Below are 20,660 nucleotides of genomic sequence, written 5' to 3'. Positions count from 1 at the left end.
GGTCCCTGGCTTAACTCATCCGTATGCCCGGGCGGGTAATGTGGCGCGAACCTGACGTCTGCTTGAGGGATACCTATGCGCCGCCGCAGCCTGGCCGTCCTGGCCTCAGTGCCTCTGTTGTTCGCCGCAGCCTGCGGTGCCGGAGGCGGTGCCGCCACCGGCACCGCCTCCAGCAGCCCCGCCGGCGCGGTCTCAGAGCTGAAGGTGACGGGTGCGGCGAACGCCAAGCCGACGGTGGCCTTCCCCGCGAAGGTCGTCGAGACCTCCTCCTACCAGGTGATCACGCCCGGCACCGTCGGCGCCGCCGCCAAGGAGGGCGGCAGCGTGGTGGCCAACTTCACCGTCTACACCTGGGACGGCAAGGAGAACAAGCTGGCCGGCTCGACCTACGACGAGGGCGGCCCCCAGCTCATCACGATGAACGAGCAGGTCCCGCAGATCCTGCGCAAGGGCTTCGCCGAGACCAAGGGGGGCGGCCGCTTCCTGTCGGTCGTCGCCAAGGACGCGCTGCCCGCCGCGCAGCAGGCGCAGGCGCCCGCGGGCCAGTCGCAGGTCTTCGTGGTCGACGTGGTGGGCGTCCCCGAGGGCAAGGCGGCCAAGGGTGAGGCGACCGACCCGGGCCTCAAGGGTGTGAAGGTGGACAACCCGGGCGGCGACGCCGCGCCCAAGCTGACCACCAAGACCAAGGAGAAGGCGCCCAAGGAGCTCGTCGCCAAGACGGTGATCAAGGGCAGCGGGCCGGAGGTCAAGTCCGGCCAGTCGATCCTGGTCCAGTACGCCGGGAAGATCTGGGGCTCGGACCTGGAGTTCGACAGCAGCTGGTCGCGCGGCGGTGAGCCGATCATGTTCCAGATCGGCACCGGCAAGGTCATCAAGGGCTGGGACCAGGGTCTGGTCGGCGTCCCGGTCGGCAGCCGGGTGCTGCTGAGCATCCCGCCGGACCTCGGCTACGGCAAGCAGGGCTCCGGCGAGAAGATCAAGGGCACCGACACCCTGGTCTTCCTCGTGGACGTCGTCGCCGCCTACTGACGGCTCCGCGGACAGCCGCGGATCTCGCCGGAGCCCGGCCGTGCGCCCGCACGGCCGGGCTCCGCGCTCTACTGACAATTCTCCCAATAGGGCGTTAGGGTTGGCTCATCCCCGGCCCTGGGAGTCGCATGCGTACCCCGCCACTGCTCGCCGCGCTCTCGCTCGTGCTGGCCGCCGCCTGCACCTCCGCCGGCGGGCGGCCGGGCCCGGACATCGAGGTGCTCGGAGACTTCGGCGTCAGGCCCAAGGTCGTCTTCCCTGAGGGTGAGCCCGCCGGTGACCTGCGGATCCGCGAGCAGATGACCGGCACCGGGAACGTGATCAAGGGCGGTGACCTGGTCGTCGCCCACTACACCGCGCACGTGTGGGACGGTGCCGACAACCGGTTGCTGGCCTCCAGCTTCAACCAGGGCGCGCCCGCCTCCTTCCCGCTGGGCCGGTCCATCTCCGGGGTGGGCAAGGCCCTGCAGGGGCGCCGGGTCGGCAGCCGCGTCGTGGCCGCCATCCCGCCCGGAGAGGGCTACGGCCCCAACCCGCCCGGCGGGATGACCGCCGACGACGAGCTGTTCTACGTGGTCGACGTCCTGGGCGCGTTCTCGCCGGATGCCGCGGCCCGGGGCAGGGGCGGCCCCGGCGCCCTCGCCGGGGTCGAGATCGGCGGGGGGCCCGGCGAGCGCCCGGCCGTCAGCCTGCCGGACGCCAGGCCGCCCGCGCAGCTGCGGAGCAAGGTCCTCATCCGGGGCGACGGGCCCAGGATCCAGGCCGGGCAGCTCCTGGTCACCCAGTACGAGTGCCGGGTCTGGGGCACGGGCGCAGCCGAGTCCACGTGGGGCGACGGGCAGCCCAAGGCCGTGCGGATCGGTGACGGCAGCGTCATCCCCGGCTGGGACAGGGCCCTGGTCGGCGTCCCGGTCGGCAGCCGCGTCGCCATGATCGTCCCCCCGGCGCTCGGTTACCGCGGGGGCCTGCCGCCGCTGGTCAAACCGTCCGACACCCTCGTCTTCGTCGTCGACGTCCTGGCCGCCTACTGACCGGGCGTCTTCCCCGTACGGCGCGGCGGCCCCGGCCCCGCCCTAGAATCCGGGCTGTGAGCAGCGATGACCTCGACGCGGTGGCGGCCCTGCACGATCCGGTACGGCGGGCCGTCTACGACTACGTCGCCTCCCGGGGGCGCGAGGTGGGACGCAACGAGGCCGCCGAGGCGGTGGGGGTGCAGCGGACCCTGGCCGCCTTCCACCTGGACAAGCTGGTCGAGGCCGGGCTGCTGGAGGCGGGGTTCAAACGGCTGACGGACAGGACCGGCCCGGGCAGCGGCCGTCCGTCGAAGGTCTACCGCCGGACGCCGGGGGAGTGGCAGGTCAGCGTCCCGCCCAGGGACTACCGGACGCTGGCGCGGACGCTGGCCGAGGTGGTCGACCTGCTGGGCGGGGACGAGCAGGCCGAGCAGGTGGCCCGCCGGGCCGGGGCCGGGCTCGCCGGGCCGGGGGAGGACCTCGGCGAGGTGCTGCGCCGGCGCGGCTACGAGCCGTACGAGGAGGAGGGGCGGCTGCGGCTGCGCAACTGTCCCTTCCACCTGCTCGCCGAGGAGCATCCGCTGCTGGTCTGCTCGGTGAACCTGGCGCTGTGCCAGGGGCTGCTGGCGGGGCTCGGCGAGGAGGCCGTGGCGGCCCAGCTGGACCCGCGCCCGGGGGAGTGCTGTGTCGCCTTCGCCAAGGAGGATCTCTAAAAATAATAAAAATTGACATAGAAGGGGACGGGGTGGTCTGCTGACCGTCATGCACCTGGCTCAGCTGAACATCGCCCACATGCGCGCGCCCAAGGACTCGCCCGAGCTCGCCGACTTCGTCGCGGCCCTCGACCCCATCAACCGGCTCTCCGACGAGGCGCCCGGTTTCGTGTGGCGGCTCAAGGGCGGCGACGGCCCCCAGGACACCGTCGAGCACGACTACGGCGACCATCTGCTGATCAACTTCTCGGTGTGGGAGTCGCGCGACACGCTGTGGGACTTCACCTACCGCAGCGCGCACCTGGGCGTCCTGCAGCGGCGCAGGGAGTGGTTCCTGCGCATGGCGGAGCCCTACAGCGTGATGTGGTGGATCCCCCGGGACCACGTCCCGACCCTGGCCGAGGGGATGGAGCGCCTGGAGCTGCTGAAGGCCGAAGGCCCGACCCCGCGGGCCTTCACCTTCAAGGACTTCTACGACAGCAGCGAGGCGGCGTGGCGTCCGGCGGCGGCCGAGGTCAGGAAGTAGGCCAGGTCCTCCTCCAGCCCCCGGCCCATCGTCGACAGTCGCACCGGAGAGCCCCGCAGCGCCTCGTGGAGCCCGTCCACGGCCACCCCGACCAGCTCGTGCCGCTCGGCCAGCGGCTGCGACTGCTCGGCCACCCGCCTGCCGAAGTCGCCCGGCAGCTCCGGCACGACGACCTGGGCCGGGGCCAGGGCGACCCGGCCGTAGGCGGTCAGCGAGTGGTGGGACACGCCGATGTGGCGCTCACGCAGGTCGCCCTCGCTGACCCGCAGCGCCGCCACCGGCCGCCCCCGCAGGACGGCGGCGGCGTTGACCGCCTCCCCGGCCGACACGCCCGAGAAGCCCCAGCGGGTGCCGGTGCCCAGGTTGCCCGGCCCCTGGGTGACGACCGCCACGTCGGCGCCCAGGACGTGCCGGGCCGCGAGCAGGCCCGTGTGCACCGTCACGGCCTCCACGTCGCCGCCGAAGGCCTGGCCCACCGTGACCACCCCGCCCAGCCAGCCCGCCTCCCTGAGCTGGGCGCACGACATGGAGAACCAGGCGGGCAGCGCGCCGCCGTCGAGCATCACGTAGGCGACCCGGGGGGGTCTCGGCTCCTCCGCCCCGGGTCCGGCCTCTCCCGCCCCGGCCGGCCGGCCCGGGGGGTGCGCGCCGTACAGGCCGCAGAGGATCGCCGGGAGCGCCGAGTGCAGGTCGGCGACGACCACCGGCATGCCGTCCAGGGAGTCGGCCTCGCGCAGCGCCTCGTGGAACGGGGAGTCCTGCTCATCCGCGCCGAGCACGGTGGTCTGCAACGGGGTGTAGCGTGCCTTCACCAGGTGTCCGGGGCCTTGCGGATCTTCCGGTAAACGGTCCGGGAGTGCCACCACCATGGCGTAACCTCCCGTACCAAGACCCATCGCGAGCGCGGTCGTGTTGAGCAGCACCACGTCGCCGGGCTCCGGGCGTCCCACCAGGGCGGGATAGGCCAGCGCACGCGCGCTGCCATCCTCGGTGGTGACGTCGAGTTCCACCGCCCCCGGCCACTCGCGCCGGATCCGTACTACCTCGCCCCTGCGCCATCTGATCACGCGGGGAAGAGTAGCGTCACCTGAACACAGCGTCATTCGAACAGGGAGGGAGGCCGGATGTCGCGCCGGAAGACAGAGCGGTTGCTGAACCTTGTGATCTGCCTGCTGGCCACGCGGCGGCCGCTCAGCGCCGAGCACATCCGCCAGGCGGTGCCCGGCTACGACGCCGCCAACGACGAGGCCTTCCAGCGGATGTTCGAACGCGACAAGAACGAGCTGCGCGAGATCGGCATACCGATCGAGGTCCACAAGGACCCCTGGGAGGAGGATCCGGGCTACCGGATCGTCCCGCAGGCCTACGAGCTGCCCGAGATCACCCTGGAGCCCGACGAGGCGGCCGTGGTGGGCCTGGCGGCCCAGGTGTGGCAGCGGGCCAGCCTGGCCGAGGCGGCCAGCGGGGCGCTGCTGAAGCTGCGCGCCGGGGGAGTGGAGACCGACGAGGCGGGCGGGATGCTCGGCGGCGCGCTGGAACTGCGGGTGGACACCCAGGACCCGGCCTTCCCCGCGCTCTGGGAGGCCGTGCGCGACCGGCGCGCGGTCCGCTTCGCCTACCGGGCGGCGGCCAGCGAGAGCGTGCTGACCCGCACGGTGGAGCCGTGGGGCGTGGTCAGCCGGCGCGGCCGGTGGTACGTGGTGGGCCACGACCGTGACCGCGACGCCCCCCGGGTGTTCCGGCTCAGCCGGATCAGCGGCCCGGTCGCCCCGGTGGGCCGCCCCGGCGCGGTGGTGGTGCCCGAGGGCGTCGACATCAAGGCGATGGTCGGCTACGGCGACGACCTGACGGTCCGGGAGCGCACCGCCCTCATCCGGGTCCGCGAGGGCACCTGCCAGGGGCTGCGCCAGGTGGCCAAGGCCGTCCGGCCGGGCTCCGGCGGATGGGACGAGCTGGAGGTCGACTTCACCGACCCCGAGCGGCTGGCCGGATGGGTCGTCGGCTTCGCCGCCGACGCCGAGGTGACCGGGCCACCGGAGGCCCGCGACGCCGTGATCTGCCGCCTGAAGGGCGCGCTGGCGTGAGGCGTGGCAGGGCCGTGCCGGGCACGGGGGAGTGGCGAGTGAGCGAGCGGGGCGTCGCGGACGCGGAGTGGAGCGGAGCATGAGCACGGCCGACCGGCTGCCCAGACTGCTGGCACTGGTGCCCTACCTGATGTCGCACCCCGGGGCCCAGGTGCCCGAGGTGGCGAAGATCTTCGGGCTCAGCGAGAAGCAGCTCATCGACGACCTGCAACTGGTGTGGATGTGCGGGCTGCCCGGCCACACCCCCGGCGACCTGATCGACGTGTCGTGGGACGGCGGCGAGATCGTCATCGACAACGCCGACACCATCGCCCGCCCGCTGCGGCTGGGCGTGGACGAGGCCAGCGCGCTGCTGGTGGCCCTGCGGATGCTCGCCGAGATGCCCGAGTTCGGCGAGCGTGACGCGCTGACGCGGGTCATCGCCAAGTTCGAGCAGGCCTCCGTGGCGGGCGCGGCCGCGGTCAGCAGCCAGGTCGCGGTCGAGGTCGACGCCACGCCGGACGCGCTGCCCACCGTGAACGAGGCGCTGCGCCGCGGCAGGCGGCTGTCGCTGCGCTACTACGTGCCGGGCCGCGACGAGATCACCCCGCGTGAGGTCGACCCGATGCGCCTGGTCGTGGTGGACGGCCGCTCCTACCTGTCGGGCTGGTGCTACCGCGCCGAGGCGGTGCGGCTGTTCCGGCTGGACCGGATGCTCACCGTCGACATCCTCGACGTGGCCGCCGACCCGCCGGACGGCGCGGTGCCCGACGAGGTCACCCCCGGGGTCTTCCGGCCCTCTCCGACCGACGAGCTGGTGGAGCTGGAGCTGACCCCGACCGGCCGCTGGGTCGCCGAATACTACCCGTGTGAGCGGGTGGAGGAGCTCGGCGGAGGCCGGCTGCGGGTGGCGCTGCGGGCGCGTGACCAGGGCTGGCTGGTACGGCTGGCGCTGCGCCTGGGCGACAGCGGGCGGGTGCTGTCACCGGACTCGCTGGCCGAGAGCGTGCGGCGGGCCGCGACGTCCGCGCTCGACCGTTACGAGTCGGTCTCCTGACGTCCGGGTTAAGATCTCATGACATGAGCTGGATCTTCGCCGCGGTCGGGCTGGCCTTCGCGGGACTGGTCGTCCTCGCCTTCCTGGGCGTCCGCGTGCTGCTGGCGGTGCGGGAACTGGGCCGGGAGGTGGCCAGGACGCGCGGCAGGCTGGAGCCCGCACAGGTCCTGTTCAGCGAGAAGACCGGGACAATCCGGGCCCCGAAGGGATGAGTCTGTGTCCCGGGCAGCGTACGATCGGGGCAGAGATTGCATGTCGCTCGGCTTAAGGATGTGTCATGCCCAACCTGGGACCCACTGAGCTGATCATCATCGGGTTGATCCTGGTGCTGCTGTTCGGTGCCAAGAAGCTGCCGGACGCCGCTCGAGGACTGGGCCGGTCGCTGCGCATTTTCAAGGCGGAGACCTCCAAGCTCCGCGACGACGACGACGCCGACGCCCCGACGGCCACGGTCGTCCAGGCGCAGCCCCAGCCCGCCGCCTCGGCCCCGCAGCCGCTCACCACGGCCCCGGCTCCGGCGCCGTCGGCCGAGGAGCAGGCCCGCGCCCTGGAGGAGCAGGCCGCCAGGCTGCGCGCTCAGGCCGGTGCCCCGAAGTCCCAGTAGGCTTCCGGCCCGCCCCTGATCACTCACTCCTCGGACCGGGATTCGTCAATGGCGCTGCTGAAATGGCCCAAGCCGGGCTCGAACGGGCCGGTGTCGTCCACGGACTCGGCTGAGGGGCGCATGCCGCTCATGGAGCATCTCCGTGAGCTGCGCAACCGGCTGGTCATCGCGCTGCTCGCGTTGGTCGCGGGCATCGTCGTCGGGTTCATCTTCTTCGACCCGATCTGGACCTTCATCACCGAGCCCTACTGCGACCTGCCCGCCTCGCACCTGCTGCGGGAGGGCGAGTGCACCTTCGCCATCCGCGGGGTCTTCGAGGCGTTCTTCGTCAACCTGAAGGTCGCGGCGATGTTCGCGCTGGTGGTCTCCTCGCCCGTCTGGCTGTATCAGATCTGGGCCTTCGTGACCCCCGGCCTCTACCGCAACGAGAAGCGCTACTCGATCTCGTTCCTCGCCCTGGCGATCCCGCTGTTCCTGGCCGGCGCCGCGCTGGCCTACTTCATCATGGACACCGGCCTGGCGATCCTGCTCGGCTTCGCGCCCACCAACGCGATCCCGCTGCTGGAGATGGACGAATACCTCAGCTACGCGCTGGTGATGCTCATCATCTTCGGCGTCTCCTTCGAGCTGCCGCTGCTGATGGTGTTCCTGAACGTGATCGGCGTCCTGCCGCGTGCCACGGTGGCCAAGCACCGCCGCATGGTCATCTTCATCATGTTCCTGTTCGCCGCGCTCGCCACCCCCAGCACCGACCCGTTCTCGATGATCGCGCTGGCCATCCCCATGGTCGTGCTGTTCGCCCTCGCCGAGGGGTTCATGTACGTACGGGAGCGGAGAGCGCCGAAGGGCGACGACTTCTCCCACCTGTCCGACGACGAGGCCTCCCGTCTCGACGACGACTCTCCTCTCGATTTGGGCACGACGGATACCGACCCGGCCAAGTAGGCGATAAGTTCCGGTCTGTGCCCGGAGAGATCGCTGTCCTCGCCAACCCCGCCGCCCGTGGCGGCCGCTCGCGCGGCCTGCTCGAACCCGTGCTCAACAGGCTCCGGCGGGACGGCGCCGAGGTCTCGGTGATCGTCGGGGAGTCGGCCGACGACGCGCTGGAGCGCGCCTGCACGGCCGTCGCCGAGGGGCCCGACGCGCTGGTCGCCTTCGGCGGCGACGGCCTGGTCCACCTGGCGGTCCAGGCGGTCGCCGGGACCGACGTGCCGCTGGGCGTCATCCCCGCCGGGACCGGCAACGACATCGCGGGCGCGCTCGGCCTGCCGAAGAAGGACACCCTCGCCGCCGCCGACATCGTGCTCAAGGGCGCGCCCCGGGTGATCGACGCCGCGAGGATCGGCCCGGACGAGTGGTTCGCCGGGGTGGTCTGCTGCGGGTTCGACTCCCGCGTCAACGAGCGGGCCAACCGGATGACCTGGCCGCCCGGCATGGCCAAATATCTGGTGGCGCTGGCCGAGGAGCTGCGCTCCTTCCGGCCGATCCCGTTCCGGCTCGATCTCGACGGAGAGGTGATCGAGCGCGAGGCCATGCTGGTCGCGGTCGGCAACACCAGCTCCTACGGCGCCGGCATGCGGGTCTGCCCGGACGCCGTCCCCGACGACGGGCTGCTGGACGTGACGATCCTCGGGGCGGTGCCCAAGGGCGAGTTCCTGCGCACCTTCCCCCGCGTCTACAAGGGCTCCCACGCGGGCCACCCCGCCGTCACCATGCGCCGCGCCCGCCGGATCACCCTGGAGGCCCCCGGCGTGGTCGCCTACGCCGACGGCGAGCGGGTCGGGCCGGTCCCGCTCACCTGCGAGGTCGTCCCAGGATCGCTGCGGGTGCTCACCTAGTCCGCCGTGTTCCGCGGCGGCCCGGAGGCGCCGCCCGCGGCCGGAGCGAGGCCCCGCGTCCCGGGGCGGGACTTGGCCATCACTTGACGCGGCGGGCGGACCGGAATCCCGATATCGGTAGGGTGGAGCTATGACGACCCCAGCGGAACGCTACGCTGCTTTCCGTCAGAGCCAGGCCGAGAGCGGGCCGGCGCTGACCTCGTTCCGCGGTCTGTACGACTTCGGGCTGGACGACTTCCAGCTGGACGCCTGCCAGGCCCTGGAAGCCGGCGACGGGGTCCTCGTGGCCGCTCCGACCGGCTCCGGCAAGACCGTCGTGGGCGAATTCGCGGTGCACCTGGCCCTGGAGCAGGGCCGCAAGTGCTTCTACACCACCCCCATCAAGGCGCTGTCCAACCAGAAGTACAACGACCTGGTCAGACGCTACGGCGCGGCCAAGGTCGGCCTGCTCACCGGCGACAACAGCGTCAACGGCGACGCCCCGATCGTCGTCATGACGACCGAGGTCCTGCGCAACATGCTCTATGCCGGGTCCGGCACCCTGGTGGGGCTCGGATTCGTCGTGATGGACGAGGTGCACTACCTGGCCGACCGGTTCCGCGGCGCGGTCTGGGAAGAAGTGATCATCCACCTGCCCGAGTCCGTCCGGCTGGTCGCCCTGTCGGCCACGGTCAGCAACGCCGAGGAGTTCGGCGAGTGGATGGGCGAGGTCCGCGGCGACACCAGTGTCATCGTCGACGAGCACCGCCCGGTCCCGCTCTGGCAGCACATGCTCGTCGGCCACCGCCTCTACGACCTGTTCCTGACGGACGAGGACGGCCGCCGGCCGCAGGTCAACCCCAACCTGATGCGGATCGCCAGGGACGAGGAGCGCCAGTCCTACGGCAGGGGCCGCCGCGGCTACTCCCGCCCGCGCCGGGCCGCGCCGCCCGACCGGGCCGCGGCCATCGAGCGCCTCGACGCCAGCGGCCTGCTGCCGGCGATCACCTTCATCTTCTCCCGCGCCGGGTGCGACGCCGCCGTCATGCAGTGCCTGTACGCCGGGATCCGGCTCACCACCGACGCCGAACGCCACCAGATCCGGCAGATCGTCGACGAGCGCACCTCGCACCTGCCGGACGAGGACCTGGCCGTGCTCGGCTACCTCGAATGGCGTGACGGTCTGGAGCGCGGTCTGGCCGCCCACCACGCGGGCATGCTCCCGGCCTTCAAGGAGGTCGTCGAGGAGCTGTTCACCCGCAACCTGGTCAAGGCCGTGTTCGCCACCGAGACCCTCGCGCTGGGCATCAACATGCCTGCCCGCTCCGTGGTCATCGAGAAGCTCGACAAGTGGAACGGCGAGACCCACGCCGACCTCACGCCCGGCGAATACACCCAGCTCACCGGCCGGGCCGGGCGGCGCGGCATCGACGTCGAGGGCCACGCGGTGGTCCACTGGCAGCCGGGCATGGACCCGCTGCAGGTCGCGGGCCTGGCCAGCACCCGCACCTACCCGCTGCGCTCCAGCTTCCGCCCCTCCTACAACATGGCGGTCAACCTGGTCGGCCAGGTGGGCAGGGAGCGTGCCCGGACCCTCCTGGAGTCCTCCTTCGCGCAGTTCCAGGCCGACCGGGCCGTGGTCGGCATCGCCAAGCAGGTGCGCCGTGCCGAGGAGGCCCTGGAGGGCTACCGCGAGGCGATGACCTGCCATCTGGGCGACTTCGGAGAATACGCCGCGTTGCGCCGGGCGCTGTCGGACCGGGAAGCCGAGCTGTCGCGCAGGCGCGGGGCGGCGCGCAGGGCGCAGGCGCTGCGCTCGCTGGAGCTGCTGAAGCCCGGTGACATCATCCGCGTCCCCGGGGGGCGCCGCGCCGGACTGGCGGTCGTCCTGGACCCCGGGCTCAACTCCCGGGGCGAGGGGCCCTCCCCGCTGGTGCTGACCATCGGCAAGCAGGTCAAGAAGCTCTCGCCGGCCGACTTCCCGGTCCCGGTGGAGCCGGTCGAGCACCTGCGCATCCCGAAGAACTTCAACGCGCGCTCGCCGAAGGAGCGGGCCAACCTGGTCGCCTCCGTCCACGCCAAGATCGGTGACCGTGACTTCGGCAAGCCGGCCAGGGCACGCGACCACGCGGCCGAGGACGACGAGGTCAACAGCCTGCGCAGGGCGATCCGCCAGCACCCCTGCCACGGCTGTGACGAGCGCGAGGACCACGCCCGCTGGGCCGAGCGCTACTACAAGCTGCTGCGCGAGACCGAGGGGCTGCGCCGCCGGGTCGAGGGCCGCTCCCACGTCATCGCCCGCACCTTCGACAAGGTCTGCGGTGTGCTCGACCAGCTCGGCTACCTCGAAGGCGAGAGCGTCACCGCCGAGGGCCGCCGCCTGGCCCAGCTCTACACCGAGCTGGACCTGCTGACCGCCGAGTGCCTGCGGGCCGGGCTCTGGGAGGAGCTGGACCCGGCCGAGCTGGCCGCGGTGGTCTCCTCGCTGGTCTTCGAGTCCAGGCAGGCCGACGACGCCCGCCAGCCGAGGATCCCGGCGGGCGGCGTGCAGAAGGCGCTGGGGGACATGGTCCGTCTCTGGGGCGAGCTGGAGTCGATCGAGGGCGATCACGGCCTGTCCTTCATCAGGGAACCCGACTTCGGCTTCGCCTGGGCGGCCTTCCGCTGGGCCAAGGGCCACAACCTGGACGCCGTGCTGTCGGAGGGGATCAACGGGACCGAGCTGGCCGCCGGTGACTTCGTCCGCTGGATCAAGCAACTGCTCGACCTGCTCGGCCAGATCTCCGACGCCGCCCCGCGCGGCAGCAAGGTCAAGCAGAACGCGGGCAAGGCGATGGACGCGCTCCGGCGCGGGGTGGTGGCCTACTCCTCGCTCAGCTGAGGCCGGCCCGGCCCCCCGCGCTGACCGGCTCCGCCGGCCCGGGGCGTCGGCGTCCCTTGACGGGGGTACCGGGCCGGGTGGCCTAACTGACCGCCCGGTCAATACCTTGTGACGGTTGGTGCGCGCAACGTAACCCCGGGGGCGGTTTCCATGGTGGTCGCGGCGGAAATCCCCATGGCGGAACCCTTTGGCCAATGCCCAGGGAGGTAGGAATGTTAGCCCTCGCCGCCGCACTGCTGTTCGTACTCGCTCTGATCTTCCAGCTCGCCGGCGTGGCCGTCGGCAGCATCGTGACCGTCACCACGCTCGCCCTGGCGGGGCTGATCGCCCTGGCGCTGCACCTGGCGGGCGTCGGTGCCGCCTGGAGCCTGAAGAAGTAAGCCGTCCGTCCCCGACCGAGGCCGCGCCCGAGCCCCCCGGGTGCGGCCTCTCGCCGTCCCCGTCGCCGGACCCTCGTCGCCGCCGGGCTCGCAGGCCGGGCCCCGGGCCGGGCCGCCGTGAGGCGCCCGCCGGTGTCCGCGCCGTCAGGCCAGGCTGAAGCGGACCTCCCGGGTGGCCGGGTCGGCGCGCGTCAGCCGCACCTGGACGGCCTCGCCGAGCACGAGCCCCTCGCCGTCGCAGCGGGCCACCACCGCCGGGTCGCTGATCTGCACCTGCCCCTGGGCGTGGCCGTCGTCCACGTCGATCACCACCGCGTCGAAGGCCTGGCCCACCCGGTCGCGCAGCACGAACGCCTCCACCAGGTCCACGCACGCCCGCTCGACCGCGCTCGCCCGCCGCCCGGTCGTGTGCATGATGCCGGGCAGGTCGTCCATGGCCTGCTGGATCTCCTCGGGCACCGGCTCGCCCGCCGCGATCGACAGGCAGATCTCGCCGGCGTAGCGGTCGATGAGGCGGCGCAGCGGCGCCGTCACGTGCGCGTACGGCGCCGCCACCGCGGCGTGCTCGGCCTGGGCGGGCGGCTCGCCGTTGAAGGCGACGTATCCGGCCCCACGCAGCAGCACCGTGGACTCCTCCAGGAAGGCGGCCTGCTCAGGGATCTTCGGGTCCAGCCCGTGCACGACGTCGCCGTAGGCGGCACCCTCCGGCCACGGCACACCGAGCGCGGCGGCCACCCGGCGGACCTGGGCGACCTTCTCGGCGGGGGCGGGCGGCAGCACCCGCAGCAGGCCGATCTCGGCGTCCAGCATCATCGAGGCGGCGGCCATGCCGGTCAGCAGGGAGATCTGCGCGTTCCAGGCCTCGGCGTCGAGCGAGGCACGCAGTTCCACCCGGTAACCGTCCCCGTCGGGGACGACCTCCTGCTCGGGCGTGGGCAGGGTGACCCCGCCCCTGGCCCGCTCCAGCGCGAGTCGGAGCCTGCCGATCTCGGCCAGCAGCCGCAGCGTGCCGTCGGCGGTGCCGGTGTCCACCGCCGCCTGCACGTAGTCGTAGTCGAGCCGCTCCCGGCTGCGTACCAGCGCCCGGGTCACGTCGGCGCCCACGATCCGGCCGTCGGCGTCCAGGTCGACGCACCACAGCACGGCCGGTCTGGTCACCCCGGGGAGCAGGCTGGCGGCGCCCTCGGAAAGGATCGCCGGGTGCAGCGGCACCCGGACGTCGGGCATGTAGACGGTCTCGCCGCGGCTGCGGGCCTCGGTGTCGATCGCCCCGCCGGGCCGTACGAACGCCGCGACGTCGGCGATGGCGTACCAGACGCGGTAGCCGCCGGGGCGTTCCTCCAGGTGCAGGGCCTGGTCCAGATCCATGGAGCCGGGCGGGTCGACGGTGATGAACGGCAGATCGGTCCGGTCGAGCTCGGGCAGCGCGGGCACCTCGGCGACCCACTCGGCCTCTTCGGTCACGGCACGGGGGAACCCCTCCGGGAGCTTCAGCTCCCGGCGGATCCGGTCAAAACCATCATCGAGTCGCGGATGGGACTCTCCGGGCATCCGGATGCTCTTGTGCGGCACGGGGATCAACCTACCGTTCTCTGCCACGCCGACCTCGCCGGATGCCCCTCGGGCGGAGGGAAGGCGGGCGCGACACCGTGAGCGGACCGCCGGACCGGCGGCCGCGCTCGGACGCGGTCGAGCTGTCCATGCCGGCCTCCTCCGCGCGTGTACTCGAAAGTACTACGCCTTCCCCGGATCCGGCCGGGCAAGCGGGCCGGCCCGTCTCCTGTGCCGGGGAGCCGCGGGCGGGGTCTAGCCCGCGGCCTGTGACAGGGCCTGCGACAGGCGGCCCAGGGGACCGCCCAGGCCGTAGCGCTCGGTCAGGGCCGCCAGCGCCTGCGGGTCGCGCGGCTGGGCGGGGAGGGCGAGATCCAGGTCCGGGACCGGGACGTCACGGACGACCTGGACCACCGCGGGGGCGGCCCGGAGGTAGTCGCGGGCCGCGCTCAACTTGGCCCGCTGGCCCGCCGTCAGGTCGCCGCCCTCGTCCACGGCTCTGAGGAGGGCCGTCAGCGAGCCGAACCGGGTGATCAGCGTGGCCGCGGTCTTGTCGCCGACCCCGGGCACGCCCGGCAGGCCGTCACTGGGGTCGCCGCGCAGGGTGGCGAAGTCGGCGTAGGAGCGGCCGGGGACGCCGTATCTGGCGGTGACGGCGGCCTCGTCGACGGGTTCGAGGTTCTTGACCCCCCTCGCCGTGTAGAGGACGCGGATGGGCTGGTCGTCGTCCACCAGCTGGAACATGTCCCGGTCGCCGGTGACGATGTCCACCTGCCCCTTGGCCCGTACGGCGAGCGTGCCCATCACGTCGTCGGCCTCGTAGCCGGGGACGCCGACCCGGGCGATGCCCACCGCGTCGAGCACCTGCTCGATCACCGGCACCTGCGGGGAGAGCGTGTCGGGGACCTCCTCGACGTCGCCGGAGGCGACCCGGTGCGCCTTGTAGGTCGGGATCGCCGCCACCCGGAAGGCCGGGCGCCAGTCCGCGTCCATGCAGGCGGCCAGCTCGCCGGGGGAGTGCTGGCGGACCAGCATGGCGATCATGTCGATCACGCCGCGGACCGCGTTGACCGGCATCCCGTCGGGGGCGGTCATCGACTCGGGCACCCCGTAGAAGGCGCGGAAGTAGAGGGAAGGGGTGTCGAGGAGCATCAGACCGGGCATGGCGACCATTTAACCAAGCACCGCCTGTCAACCGAACACTGTTTGGCCAAGCGCTGTCCAACCATGCGCGCTGAGCCGGCCGGATCCGTCCGGTGGCCGCCGGACGCGGCCGCGGACTCCGGATCACGCACGGACGCCTCGATGGTGTACATGACGCCCTTGACGTTCAGGTCGATCTGCGTGTCCCAGCCCTCGACCGCCAGGTCGTCGCTACCCATGGCTACGGGCGCAAACTCGCGAACGCTGTCCGGGCGGGCATCACCGTCTGAGTGCGTGCGGACCGGATGGTGGTCAGCCGGCGTGGGCGATGTCCAGTTCTCGTTCCCGGATGGACTTGCTGCTGCTTCGCAGGGAGCGCAAGGCGTTGCCGATCACCGGGAGCCGGAGGCTGCGCGCCATGACCGGCCGGAGGGCGATCTGCCGCTGGTTGCCGGGGGTGACGAAATACCGCTGCTCGACACCGTTGGCCTGGTAGTACGTCATGTGCGGGCGGAGTTGTGCCTCCCAGGCCCGCAGCGCGCCGCGGATGTCGCCGGGGTGGCGGTGCAGCATGCTGGCGAGCAGGTCGGCTCCGGCGAGCCCGGCGGAAATTCCCATGGCGGCGTACAGGCTGGGGCTCCAGGCGGAGTCGCCGACCAGCACGACCCGTCCGCGCGACCAGGCGTCCATGCGGGGTTGCTCCACCGAGTCGAACAAGAACTCGTCGGCGGTGTCGAGCGCGTCGAGCGCCTCGCCGAGCAGCCGGCCCGTGGGCCGAGGTCCGTACGCGGCGCGGACCCGTTCGGCGGGCCGGTCGGCGAACTCGGCGCCGACGTCGTCGGTGCGGTATGAGAAGAGCACGGTGGGCGGGTGGTCGGCGAACGGAAAGACCCACATGGCCCGGCCGGGCTCGAGGAGACTCGCCCCCTCGTGCAAACAGAGCCCGCCGACCGGGCCCGGCAGCAGCGTCGCCGCGATCATGTAGCCGAGCCGGTGCAGATACCTGTCGTGCGGGCCGAAGACGAGGCGCCGGACCGTGGACCGCAGCCCGTCGGCGCCCACGACGAGGTCGAATCGCTCGGTCACGGATCCGCCGTCGTGTTGGAGCGTCACCTCGACGCCGGAGGCGTGCTGCTCGATGCGGGTGGGGGTCGTCGCGTAGCGGATCTCCACGTCGTGCGGGAGCGCGGCGAAGGCGGCGCGTTCCACGTCGCCGCGCAGCATCATGCGAGGTGAGACCGGCAGATCCCCGAACCCCAGCCCGGGTCTGCGGACGCCGGCGCGATTCACCGTGTAGGTGATGCCGCCGGGCGGCGACCGATCGGGGATGGCGTCGAGAATGCCGAGTCGCCGCGCGGCGGCCTGGCCGGCGCCGAACAACACGACGAAGTAGCCGCCCGATCGACGGGCCGGCGCTCTCTCCACGATCACCGGATCCCAGCCGATGCGCCGAAGGCCGATCGCCGTGGCGATGCCGCTGACGCCGAGACCCACGACCAGGGCCCGTTTCCCGCTGCTGCTCAACGAAGTCATGGCTCACTCCTCGGGTGGGGCGGCTAGGGGACGAAGACGATGCGGTCGTCGGTCTCGGCGGTCCACGCCTGCGCTACCTGGGCGAGGGGTACGGCGCGGGCCCGTACGTCGATCTCGCCCGCGGTCACCGCCGAGGCCAGCTCCGGCAGTTCGGCGAGGAAGTCGCGGGCGGGGACCGAGCCGATGCCGCTGCCGACGATCTGCAGGCGGGCGGAGCGCAGTGCCGCGGAGGGGATCGGCGCGGCCTGGCCGGCGACGGATCCGATCTGGATCCAGGTCAGCGGGGCGGTGCGGTCGGCGCGGGCGGTGAGCATCGGGATCATGGCGCCGGCGGCGGGTTCACCCCACACGTAGTCGATGACCACGTCGACGTCGGCTGCGTGGCCGATCCGGTCGAAGGTGATCGTCTCGTCGGCGCCGAGCGCGGTCAGCGCCCCCAGGCGGGTGGCGTCGCGGCCGGCGGCGATGACCTGGGCGGCGCCGAACAGCTTGGCGATCTGGACCGCCATCCGTCCGGCGTCGCCGGTGGCGCCGAGGACGAGGACGCGCTGACCGGCGTGGAAGTCGACGCGTCGGCGCAGCGCGACCCAGGACGACATGGCGGGGTTCATCGCGGCGGCGATCTGCACGGGGTCGATGCCGTCGGGCAGGATGACGCTGCGGCGAGGGTCGATGAGGGTACGGTCGGCGAACGTCCCCAGAGCCGTGTCGTCCAGGGCCGCGTAGCGGACGTTGCCCTCCTTGTCGCGTACGACGCCGTCGACGCCGGGGACGAGCGGGTACACGCCGTTGCCGGAGTAGTGCGAGCCGTTCGCCTTTGCCCTGGTCAGATGGTGCAGGCCGGCCGCGAGGACCTCAACGACCAGCCCGTCGCCGTGGTGTGGCGTGGGGTCGGGGTGGTCGCGATAGACCGGCGGGGCATCGGACGCCGGGATGACGGCAGCGCGCATGGTGACCTCCTGAAGATGGTTTGTTTTACCAACTACCTCCATAATGGTTGGGAATACAAACCATGTCAACGGATGCGGCGTGATCGATGCCATATCCGTCGATCAGCCGGCGCGGGATCGGGTCGCGAGGCGTCCCCGGGCGGCGGCGGTGCCGGCCTTCCTCGTTCCGACATGGATGGCATCGCCAACCATGCCGGACTAGCATGACGGCATGACCGCCGCCGACGATGTCGTGGACGCCCTCGTCCGGACCACCTTCGAGGTGGCAGGCGTGCTGACCCGCATCGGCGGTGAGCACGATCTGTCGCTCACCCAGCTACGGGTGCTCGGCATCCTCCGCGACCGCCGCGCCCGCGTCACCGAACTGGCCGCCTACCTCGGCCTGGACAAGTCCACGTTGTCCGGCCTCATCGACCGCGCCCAGCGCCGGGGGCTGCTGACGCGGGGCAAGAATTCCGATGACGGCCGGGTCGTCGAGGTGTACATGACCCCGGCCGGGCTCGAACTCGCCAAACGTGTGGAGGACGACATCCGGCGCGCCCTGGCGCCCGCGACCGGCCGCCTGGACCCGGAACAGCTCGATCGGCTCGTCAACCTGCTCGACGTCGTCTCGGCCCGCGCGTCGCGTACACACGCCGTACCGGGGCCGACGGCCGCGCGCTGATGGTCGAACGGGGCCACGGACAGTTCCTGCCGTCTGCGGCGTCCGCCCCATCGGGGTTTCCGGGCGGTGTGTCTCAGGTCACCAGGCCCCTGCGGTAGGCGTAGACCACCGCCTGCACACGGTCACGCAGGTCGAGCTTGGTGAGGATGCGCGACACGTACGTCTTGACGGTCTCCTGGCTGATCACCAGCGTCGCGGCGATCTCGCTGTTGGACAGGCCGTCGGCGATCAGGCGCAGCACCTCCAGTTCGCGCGGGGTCAGCGTGGACCCGTCCGGCGTGGCCTGGGTGGGGCGGATCCGGGACGCGTACCTGCCGACGAGCTGCCGCGTCACCTCGGGGGCCAGCAGCGCGGCGCCCGCCGCGACGGTGCGGATGCCGTGCAGGAGCTGCGCCGGTGGGGCGTCCTTGAGCAGGAACCCGCTCGCGCCGGCCCGCAGCGCCTCGTAGACGTACTCGTCCAGGTTGAACGTCGTCACCACGAGCACCTTGACCGGATGCTGCACCCCGGCGCCGGCCAGCAGGCGGGTGGCCTCGATGCCGTCGAGCACCGGCATCCGCACGTCCATCACCACGATGTCGGGGCTCAGCCGGCGGGCGAGGTCGACCGCAGTGCGACCGTCGCCGCACTCGCCCACCACCTCCATGTCCGGCTGCGCGTCGATGATCGTCGCGAAGCCGGTACGGATCAGCGCCTGGTCGTCGCAGACCAGGACCCGGATCGGCGCGCTCACGACGGGCTCCCCGCGGGGATGCGGGCCCGTACCACGAAGCCGCCACCCGCCCGCCGGTCGGCGCTGAACTCGCCGCCCAGGGCGTCCACCCGCTCACGGAGCCCGGCCAGGCCCCGCCCGCTCCCGCCGGGAGAGGCGGCCCTGGAGCCGGGGCCGTCGGTACTGACCTCCACGCTGATCCCCTTCTCGCCGTAGCGCACCCGGACCACGGTCGGGCTGCCGTGGGCGTATTTGAGGGCGTTCGTCAGGGCCTCCTGGACGACCCTGTAGGTCACGAACTCGGCGCTGCCGGCCGATTCCGCGGGACTGCCCTCCTCGGTGAACTCCACCGGCTGCCCGGCCTGGCGGGTCTGCTCCACGAGGGTGTGGAGCTCGCCGGCGGAGGGCAGGCTGACGTCGGCGTCGTGATCGGCTTTGAGCAGGTCGAGCATGTGCCGCAGGTCGGTGATGGCCCGTCGGCCGGTGTCGGTGACGGCGCTCAGTGTCGCCTCCAGGCGGTCGGGGGCGGCGGTCAGGTAGCGTGCGGCCTCGGCCTGCACGACCATCGCCGTCACGTGGTGCGTCACGACGTCGTGGAGCTCGCGGGCGATCCGGGTGCGTTCGGCGGCGCGGGTGGCCTCGGCGACGTGGCGGCGGCGTTCCGCCTCGGCGGCGCGGGTGGAGCGCAGCCAGGCCCCGATGCCCCACGCGAGGGCCAGGGCCAGGTAGAACACCACGTAGCCTTCCACCCTCTCGGTCGCGCCGAGCCGGCCGAGCGCGAGCGCCAGCGGCACGTACGCCATGGAGAGGACAAGCACGGTGACGCGCCGGTGGCGCTCCAGATGGGCGCCTGCGCTGATGAGCGCGATGGGCATCGCGTTGCTCGCGAACACGTGGTAGGCGCGGAGCTGGTCGAGGACGAAGCCGAGCGACACCAGAGCCAGACACACGGTCGGCCACCGCCGGCGCACGGCGAGCGGAAGGCACTCCAGGGCGATCACCACGAACGCCAGTGCGTCGAAGGGGCGGGCCGGCAAGTCGCCGACCTGCGTCCCCTTGCCGTGGAGCGCCGGCAGGAGCGATGCGACGGCCAGCAGCAGCCCGAACGGTAGATCCCGGACCACGACGTCGCACCGCCGCCACAGGTCCGTGGCCCGCCGTAGATCGATCACTGGGCGAGCGTAGCGGTCGTGCCGCGCCGGAGCGGGACCACGTTGCCGCGCCGGCGGGCCAGCCACATGAACGCGACCGTCGACAGCATTCCGAACACCACCGCGTACGGGCTCGCCTCCGGCCCGAACTCGCCGCCCGTGAGCAGGGCGGGGCCCGACGTCACGCCGTGCAGCAGCCCCTGCGTCGCGCCGTTGCCCGAGACCTCGGCGCCGAAGATGCCGGCCGCCGCGAAGTTCCAGCCGAAGTGCACGCCGATCGGCACCCACAGGGTGCGGGTGGCGGCGTAGGCGGCGGCGAGCATGCCGCCCGCCTCGATCGCGACGGCGATCGCGCCCCACAGGTCGGCGTGCGGGTTGAACAGGTGCGACAGGCCGAACAGCAGACCGGTCAGCGTCAGCGCGAGCCACGTCCCCGTACGTTCCTCGACGATCCTGAACAGGATGCCGCGAAAGAGCAGCTCCTCCGTCACCGCGGCGGCGGCCATGAAGCCGAGCAGCCCGAGCGCGCCCGCCGGCGAGCCCTGGCCGTCGATCCGGTAGCCGCCCACGAGAGCGATGTTCACGATGACGGCCACGAACAGCGTGACCCCGATCAGCGTCCCTCGGGCGACGGCGCGGGCGGCGCCTTGCGCCGCCACCTCCACCGGTGCGCGGCGCTCGGACCACCGCACCACGCGGGCGTACACGACTACGGCGAGCACGGCCGTCGCGACGCCGAGGAGCAGGGTGAGAAGCGGGTTCCCCTGCACCGCGCCCACGATCGTGCCGCCGGCGAAGGCGACCGCCGCGACGGGCACGAGCTGTTTCAACAACCGCATGACGACTCCCATATGTGAGGGGACTCCGCGACGG

General features: G+C 72.3%; 21 protein-coding genes. 13 read left to right on the top strand and 8 right to left on the bottom strand.

Annotation, left to right across the window (positions count from 1 at the left end; translation table 11 throughout):
* Positions 1-75 precede the first annotated feature (75 nt).
* The 4 genes from ACZ6R6_RS10345 (at position 76) to ACZ6R6_RS10330 (ending at position 3,281) form a co-directional block, all read left to right on the top strand.
* Positions 76-1,029, top strand: coding sequence for an FKBP-type peptidyl-prolyl cis-trans isomerase (locus tag ACZ6R6_RS10345; protein WP_470092000.1), 954 nt, complete (start codon positions 76-78; stop codon positions 1,027-1,029).
* 128 nt (positions 1,030-1,157) lie between these two features.
* The gene (locus tag ACZ6R6_RS10340; protein ID WP_470091998.1) at positions 1,158-2,060 is read left to right on the top strand and encodes an FKBP-type peptidyl-prolyl cis-trans isomerase; all 903 of its coding nucleotides are present in this window, start codon (positions 1,158-1,160) and stop codon (positions 2,058-2,060) included.
* Positions 2,061-2,116: 56 nt separating this feature from the next.
* Entirely contained in the window at positions 2,117-2,755 is a 639-nt protein-coding gene (locus tag ACZ6R6_RS10335) for a helix-turn-helix transcriptional regulator (RefSeq protein WP_470091996.1), read from the top strand.
* 49 nt (positions 2,756-2,804) lie between these two features.
* A complete protein-coding gene (locus tag ACZ6R6_RS10330; protein WP_470091994.1) occupies positions 2,805-3,281 on the top strand; it encodes a DUF3291 domain-containing protein in 477 nt (158 codons plus the stop codon).
* Here the strand turns inward: ACZ6R6_RS10330 and ACZ6R6_RS10325 are convergent.
* Positions 3,227-4,348, bottom strand: coding sequence for a DUF3866 family protein (locus tag ACZ6R6_RS10325; RefSeq protein ID WP_470091992.1), 1,122 nt, complete (start codon positions 4,346-4,348; stop codon positions 3,227-3,229). The genes ACZ6R6_RS10330 and ACZ6R6_RS10325 overlap by 55 nt on opposite strands.
* Before the next feature lie 57 nt (positions 4,349-4,405).
* Between ACZ6R6_RS10325 and ACZ6R6_RS10320 the strand changes: the two genes are divergently transcribed.
* From ACZ6R6_RS10320 to ACZ6R6_RS10285, 8 genes are all read left to right on the top strand, one after another.
* Positions 4,406-5,365, top strand: a complete 960-nt coding sequence (locus ACZ6R6_RS10320) for a helix-turn-helix transcriptional regulator (RefSeq protein ID WP_306869198.1) — start codon at positions 4,406-4,408, stop codon at positions 5,363-5,365.
* Positions 5,366-5,444: 79 nt separating this feature from the next.
* The gene (locus ACZ6R6_RS10315) at positions 5,445-6,401 is read left to right on the top strand and encodes a helix-turn-helix transcriptional regulator (protein ID WP_470091990.1); all 957 of its coding nucleotides are present in this window, start codon (positions 5,445-5,447) and stop codon (positions 6,399-6,401) included.
* 23 nt (positions 6,402-6,424) lie between these two features.
* Positions 6,425-6,613 (top strand): hypothetical protein, encoded by a 189-nt coding sequence (locus ACZ6R6_RS10310; RefSeq protein ID WP_470091988.1) that lies wholly within the window; start codon positions 6,425-6,427, stop codon positions 6,611-6,613.
* Between the two features lie 65 nt (positions 6,614-6,678).
* Entirely contained in the window at positions 6,679-7,005 is a 327-nt protein-coding gene (gene tatA, locus ACZ6R6_RS10305; protein ID WP_470091986.1) for a Sec-independent protein translocase subunit TatA, read from the top strand.
* A 129-nt stretch (positions 7,006-7,134) separates the two neighbouring features.
* Positions 7,135-7,950 carry a twin-arginine translocase subunit TatC gene (gene tatC, locus ACZ6R6_RS10300; RefSeq protein ID WP_470091984.1) on the top strand — a complete coding sequence of 272 codons (816 nt, stop codon included), beginning with the start codon at positions 7,135-7,137 and terminating at the stop codon, positions 7,948-7,950.
* Between the two features lie 17 nt (positions 7,951-7,967).
* On the top strand, positions 7,968-8,843 hold the full coding sequence (locus tag ACZ6R6_RS10295; protein WP_306869210.1) for a diacylglycerol kinase: 876 nt from the start codon (positions 7,968-7,970) through the stop codon (positions 8,841-8,843).
* A 130-nt stretch (positions 8,844-8,973) separates the two neighbouring features.
* The gene (locus ACZ6R6_RS10290) at positions 8,974-11,703 is read left to right on the top strand and encodes a DEAD/DEAH box helicase (protein WP_470091982.1); all 2,730 of its coding nucleotides are present in this window, start codon (positions 8,974-8,976) and stop codon (positions 11,701-11,703) included.
* Positions 11,704-11,915: 212 nt separating this feature from the next.
* Positions 11,916-12,083 carry a hypothetical protein gene (locus ACZ6R6_RS10285; RefSeq protein ID WP_470091980.1) on the top strand — a complete coding sequence of 56 codons (168 nt, stop codon included), beginning with the start codon at positions 11,916-11,918 and terminating at the stop codon, positions 12,081-12,083.
* Positions 12,084-12,227: 144 nt separating this feature from the next.
* On the opposite strand, the gene ACZ6R6_RS10280 is transcribed toward ACZ6R6_RS10285, so the two are convergent.
* From ACZ6R6_RS10280 to ACZ6R6_RS10265, 4 genes are all read right to left on the bottom strand, one after another.
* Positions 12,228-13,655 carry an RNB domain-containing ribonuclease gene (locus ACZ6R6_RS10280; RefSeq protein ID WP_470091978.1) on the bottom strand — a complete coding sequence of 476 codons (1,428 nt, stop codon included), beginning with the start codon at positions 13,653-13,655 and terminating at the stop codon, positions 12,228-12,230.
* A 234-nt stretch (positions 13,656-13,889) separates the two neighbouring features.
* Positions 13,890-14,798: a 5'-3' exonuclease gene (locus tag ACZ6R6_RS10275; protein WP_470091976.1), complete on the bottom strand. Its 909-nt coding sequence runs from the start codon at positions 14,796-14,798 to the stop codon at positions 13,890-13,892.
* 291 nt (positions 14,799-15,089) lie between these two features.
* Positions 15,090-16,310 carry an FAD-dependent monooxygenase gene (locus tag ACZ6R6_RS10270; protein WP_470091974.1) on the bottom strand — a complete coding sequence of 407 codons (1,221 nt, stop codon included), beginning with the start codon at positions 16,308-16,310 and terminating at the stop codon, positions 15,090-15,092.
* Positions 16,311-16,333: 23 nt separating this feature from the next.
* On the bottom strand, positions 16,334-17,260 hold the full coding sequence (locus ACZ6R6_RS10265) for a quinone oxidoreductase family protein (protein WP_470091972.1): 927 nt from the start codon (positions 17,258-17,260) through the stop codon (positions 16,334-16,336).
* A gap of 211 nt (positions 17,261-17,471) precedes the next feature.
* Between ACZ6R6_RS10265 and ACZ6R6_RS10260 the strand changes: the two genes are divergently transcribed.
* A complete protein-coding gene (locus ACZ6R6_RS10260; RefSeq protein ID WP_470091970.1) occupies positions 17,472-17,924 on the top strand; it encodes a MarR family winged helix-turn-helix transcriptional regulator in 453 nt (150 codons plus the stop codon).
* A gap of 73 nt (positions 17,925-17,997) precedes the next feature.
* On the opposite strand, the gene ACZ6R6_RS10255 is transcribed toward ACZ6R6_RS10260, so the two are convergent.
* The 3 genes from ACZ6R6_RS10255 to ACZ6R6_RS10245 are packed head-to-tail and all read right to left on the bottom strand — an operon-like array spanning position 17,998 to position 20,626.
* Positions 17,998-18,657: a response regulator gene (locus tag ACZ6R6_RS10255; RefSeq protein ID WP_470091968.1), complete on the bottom strand. Its 660-nt coding sequence runs from the start codon at positions 18,655-18,657 to the stop codon at positions 17,998-18,000.
* The gene (locus ACZ6R6_RS10250) at positions 18,654-19,808 is read right to left on the bottom strand and encodes a sensor histidine kinase (RefSeq protein ID WP_470091966.1); all 1,155 of its coding nucleotides are present in this window, start codon (positions 19,806-19,808) and stop codon (positions 18,654-18,656) included. Before ACZ6R6_RS10250 ends, ACZ6R6_RS10255 begins: the two co-directional genes overlap by 4 nt.
* A complete protein-coding gene (locus ACZ6R6_RS10245; protein WP_470091964.1) occupies positions 19,805-20,626 on the bottom strand; it encodes a lysostaphin resistance A-like protein in 822 nt (273 codons plus the stop codon). Before ACZ6R6_RS10245 ends, ACZ6R6_RS10250 begins: the two co-directional genes overlap by 4 nt.
* Positions 20,627-20,660: the final 34 nt, after the last annotated feature.

It is taken from the genome of Streptosporangium sp. NPDC048886 (assembly GCF_055586905.1).
This window is presented reverse-complemented; position numbering and strand designations above follow the sequence as displayed.

Excerpts from the sequence above, each read along its gene's own strand:
- ACZ6R6_RS10345 (WP_470092000.1), top strand. The coding sequence starts at position 76 with ATGCGCCGCCGCAGCCTGGCCGTCCTGGCCTCAGTGCCTCTGTTGTTC.
- ACZ6R6_RS10320 (WP_306869198.1), top strand. The coding sequence starts at position 4,406 with ATGTCGCGCCGGAAGACAGAGCGGTTGCTGAACCTTGTGATCTGCCTG.
- ACZ6R6_RS10275 (WP_470091976.1), bottom strand. The coding sequence starts at position 14,798 with ATGCCCGGTCTGATGCTCCTCGACACCCCTTCCCTCTACTTCCGCGCC.
- ACZ6R6_RS10315 (WP_470091990.1), top strand. The coding sequence starts at position 5,445 with ATGAGCACGGCCGACCGGCTGCCCAGACTGCTGGCACTGGTGCCCTAC.
- tatA (WP_470091986.1), top strand. The coding sequence starts at position 6,679 with ATGCCCAACCTGGGACCCACTGAGCTGATCATCATCGGGTTGATCCTG.
- ACZ6R6_RS10340 (WP_470091998.1), top strand. The coding sequence starts at position 1,158 with ATGCGTACCCCGCCACTGCTCGCCGCGCTCTCGCTCGTGCTGGCCGCC.
- tatC (WP_470091984.1), top strand. The coding sequence starts at position 7,135 with ATGGAGCATCTCCGTGAGCTGCGCAACCGGCTGGTCATCGCGCTGCTC.
- ACZ6R6_RS10310 (WP_470091988.1), top strand. The coding sequence starts at position 6,425 with ATGAGCTGGATCTTCGCCGCGGTCGGGCTGGCCTTCGCGGGACTGGTC.
- ACZ6R6_RS10285 (WP_470091980.1), top strand. The coding sequence starts at position 11,916 with ATGTTAGCCCTCGCCGCCGCACTGCTGTTCGTACTCGCTCTGATCTTC.
- ACZ6R6_RS10270 (WP_470091974.1), bottom strand. The coding sequence starts at position 16,310 with ATGACTTCGTTGAGCAGCAGCGGGAAACGGGCCCTGGTCGTGGGTCTC.
- ACZ6R6_RS10290 (WP_470091982.1), top strand. The coding sequence starts at position 8,974 with ATGACGACCCCAGCGGAACGCTACGCTGCTTTCCGTCAGAGCCAGGCC.
- ACZ6R6_RS10330 (WP_470091994.1), top strand. The coding sequence starts at position 2,805 with ATGCACCTGGCTCAGCTGAACATCGCCCACATGCGCGCGCCCAAGGAC.
- ACZ6R6_RS10260 (WP_470091970.1), top strand. The coding sequence starts at position 17,472 with ATGACCGCCGCCGACGATGTCGTGGACGCCCTCGTCCGGACCACCTTC.
- ACZ6R6_RS10245 (WP_470091964.1), bottom strand. The coding sequence starts at position 20,626 with ATGCGGTTGTTGAAACAGCTCGTGCCCGTCGCGGCGGTCGCCTTCGCC.
- ACZ6R6_RS10265 (WP_470091972.1), bottom strand. The coding sequence starts at position 17,260 with ATGCGCGCTGCCGTCATCCCGGCGTCCGATGCCCCGCCGGTCTATCGC.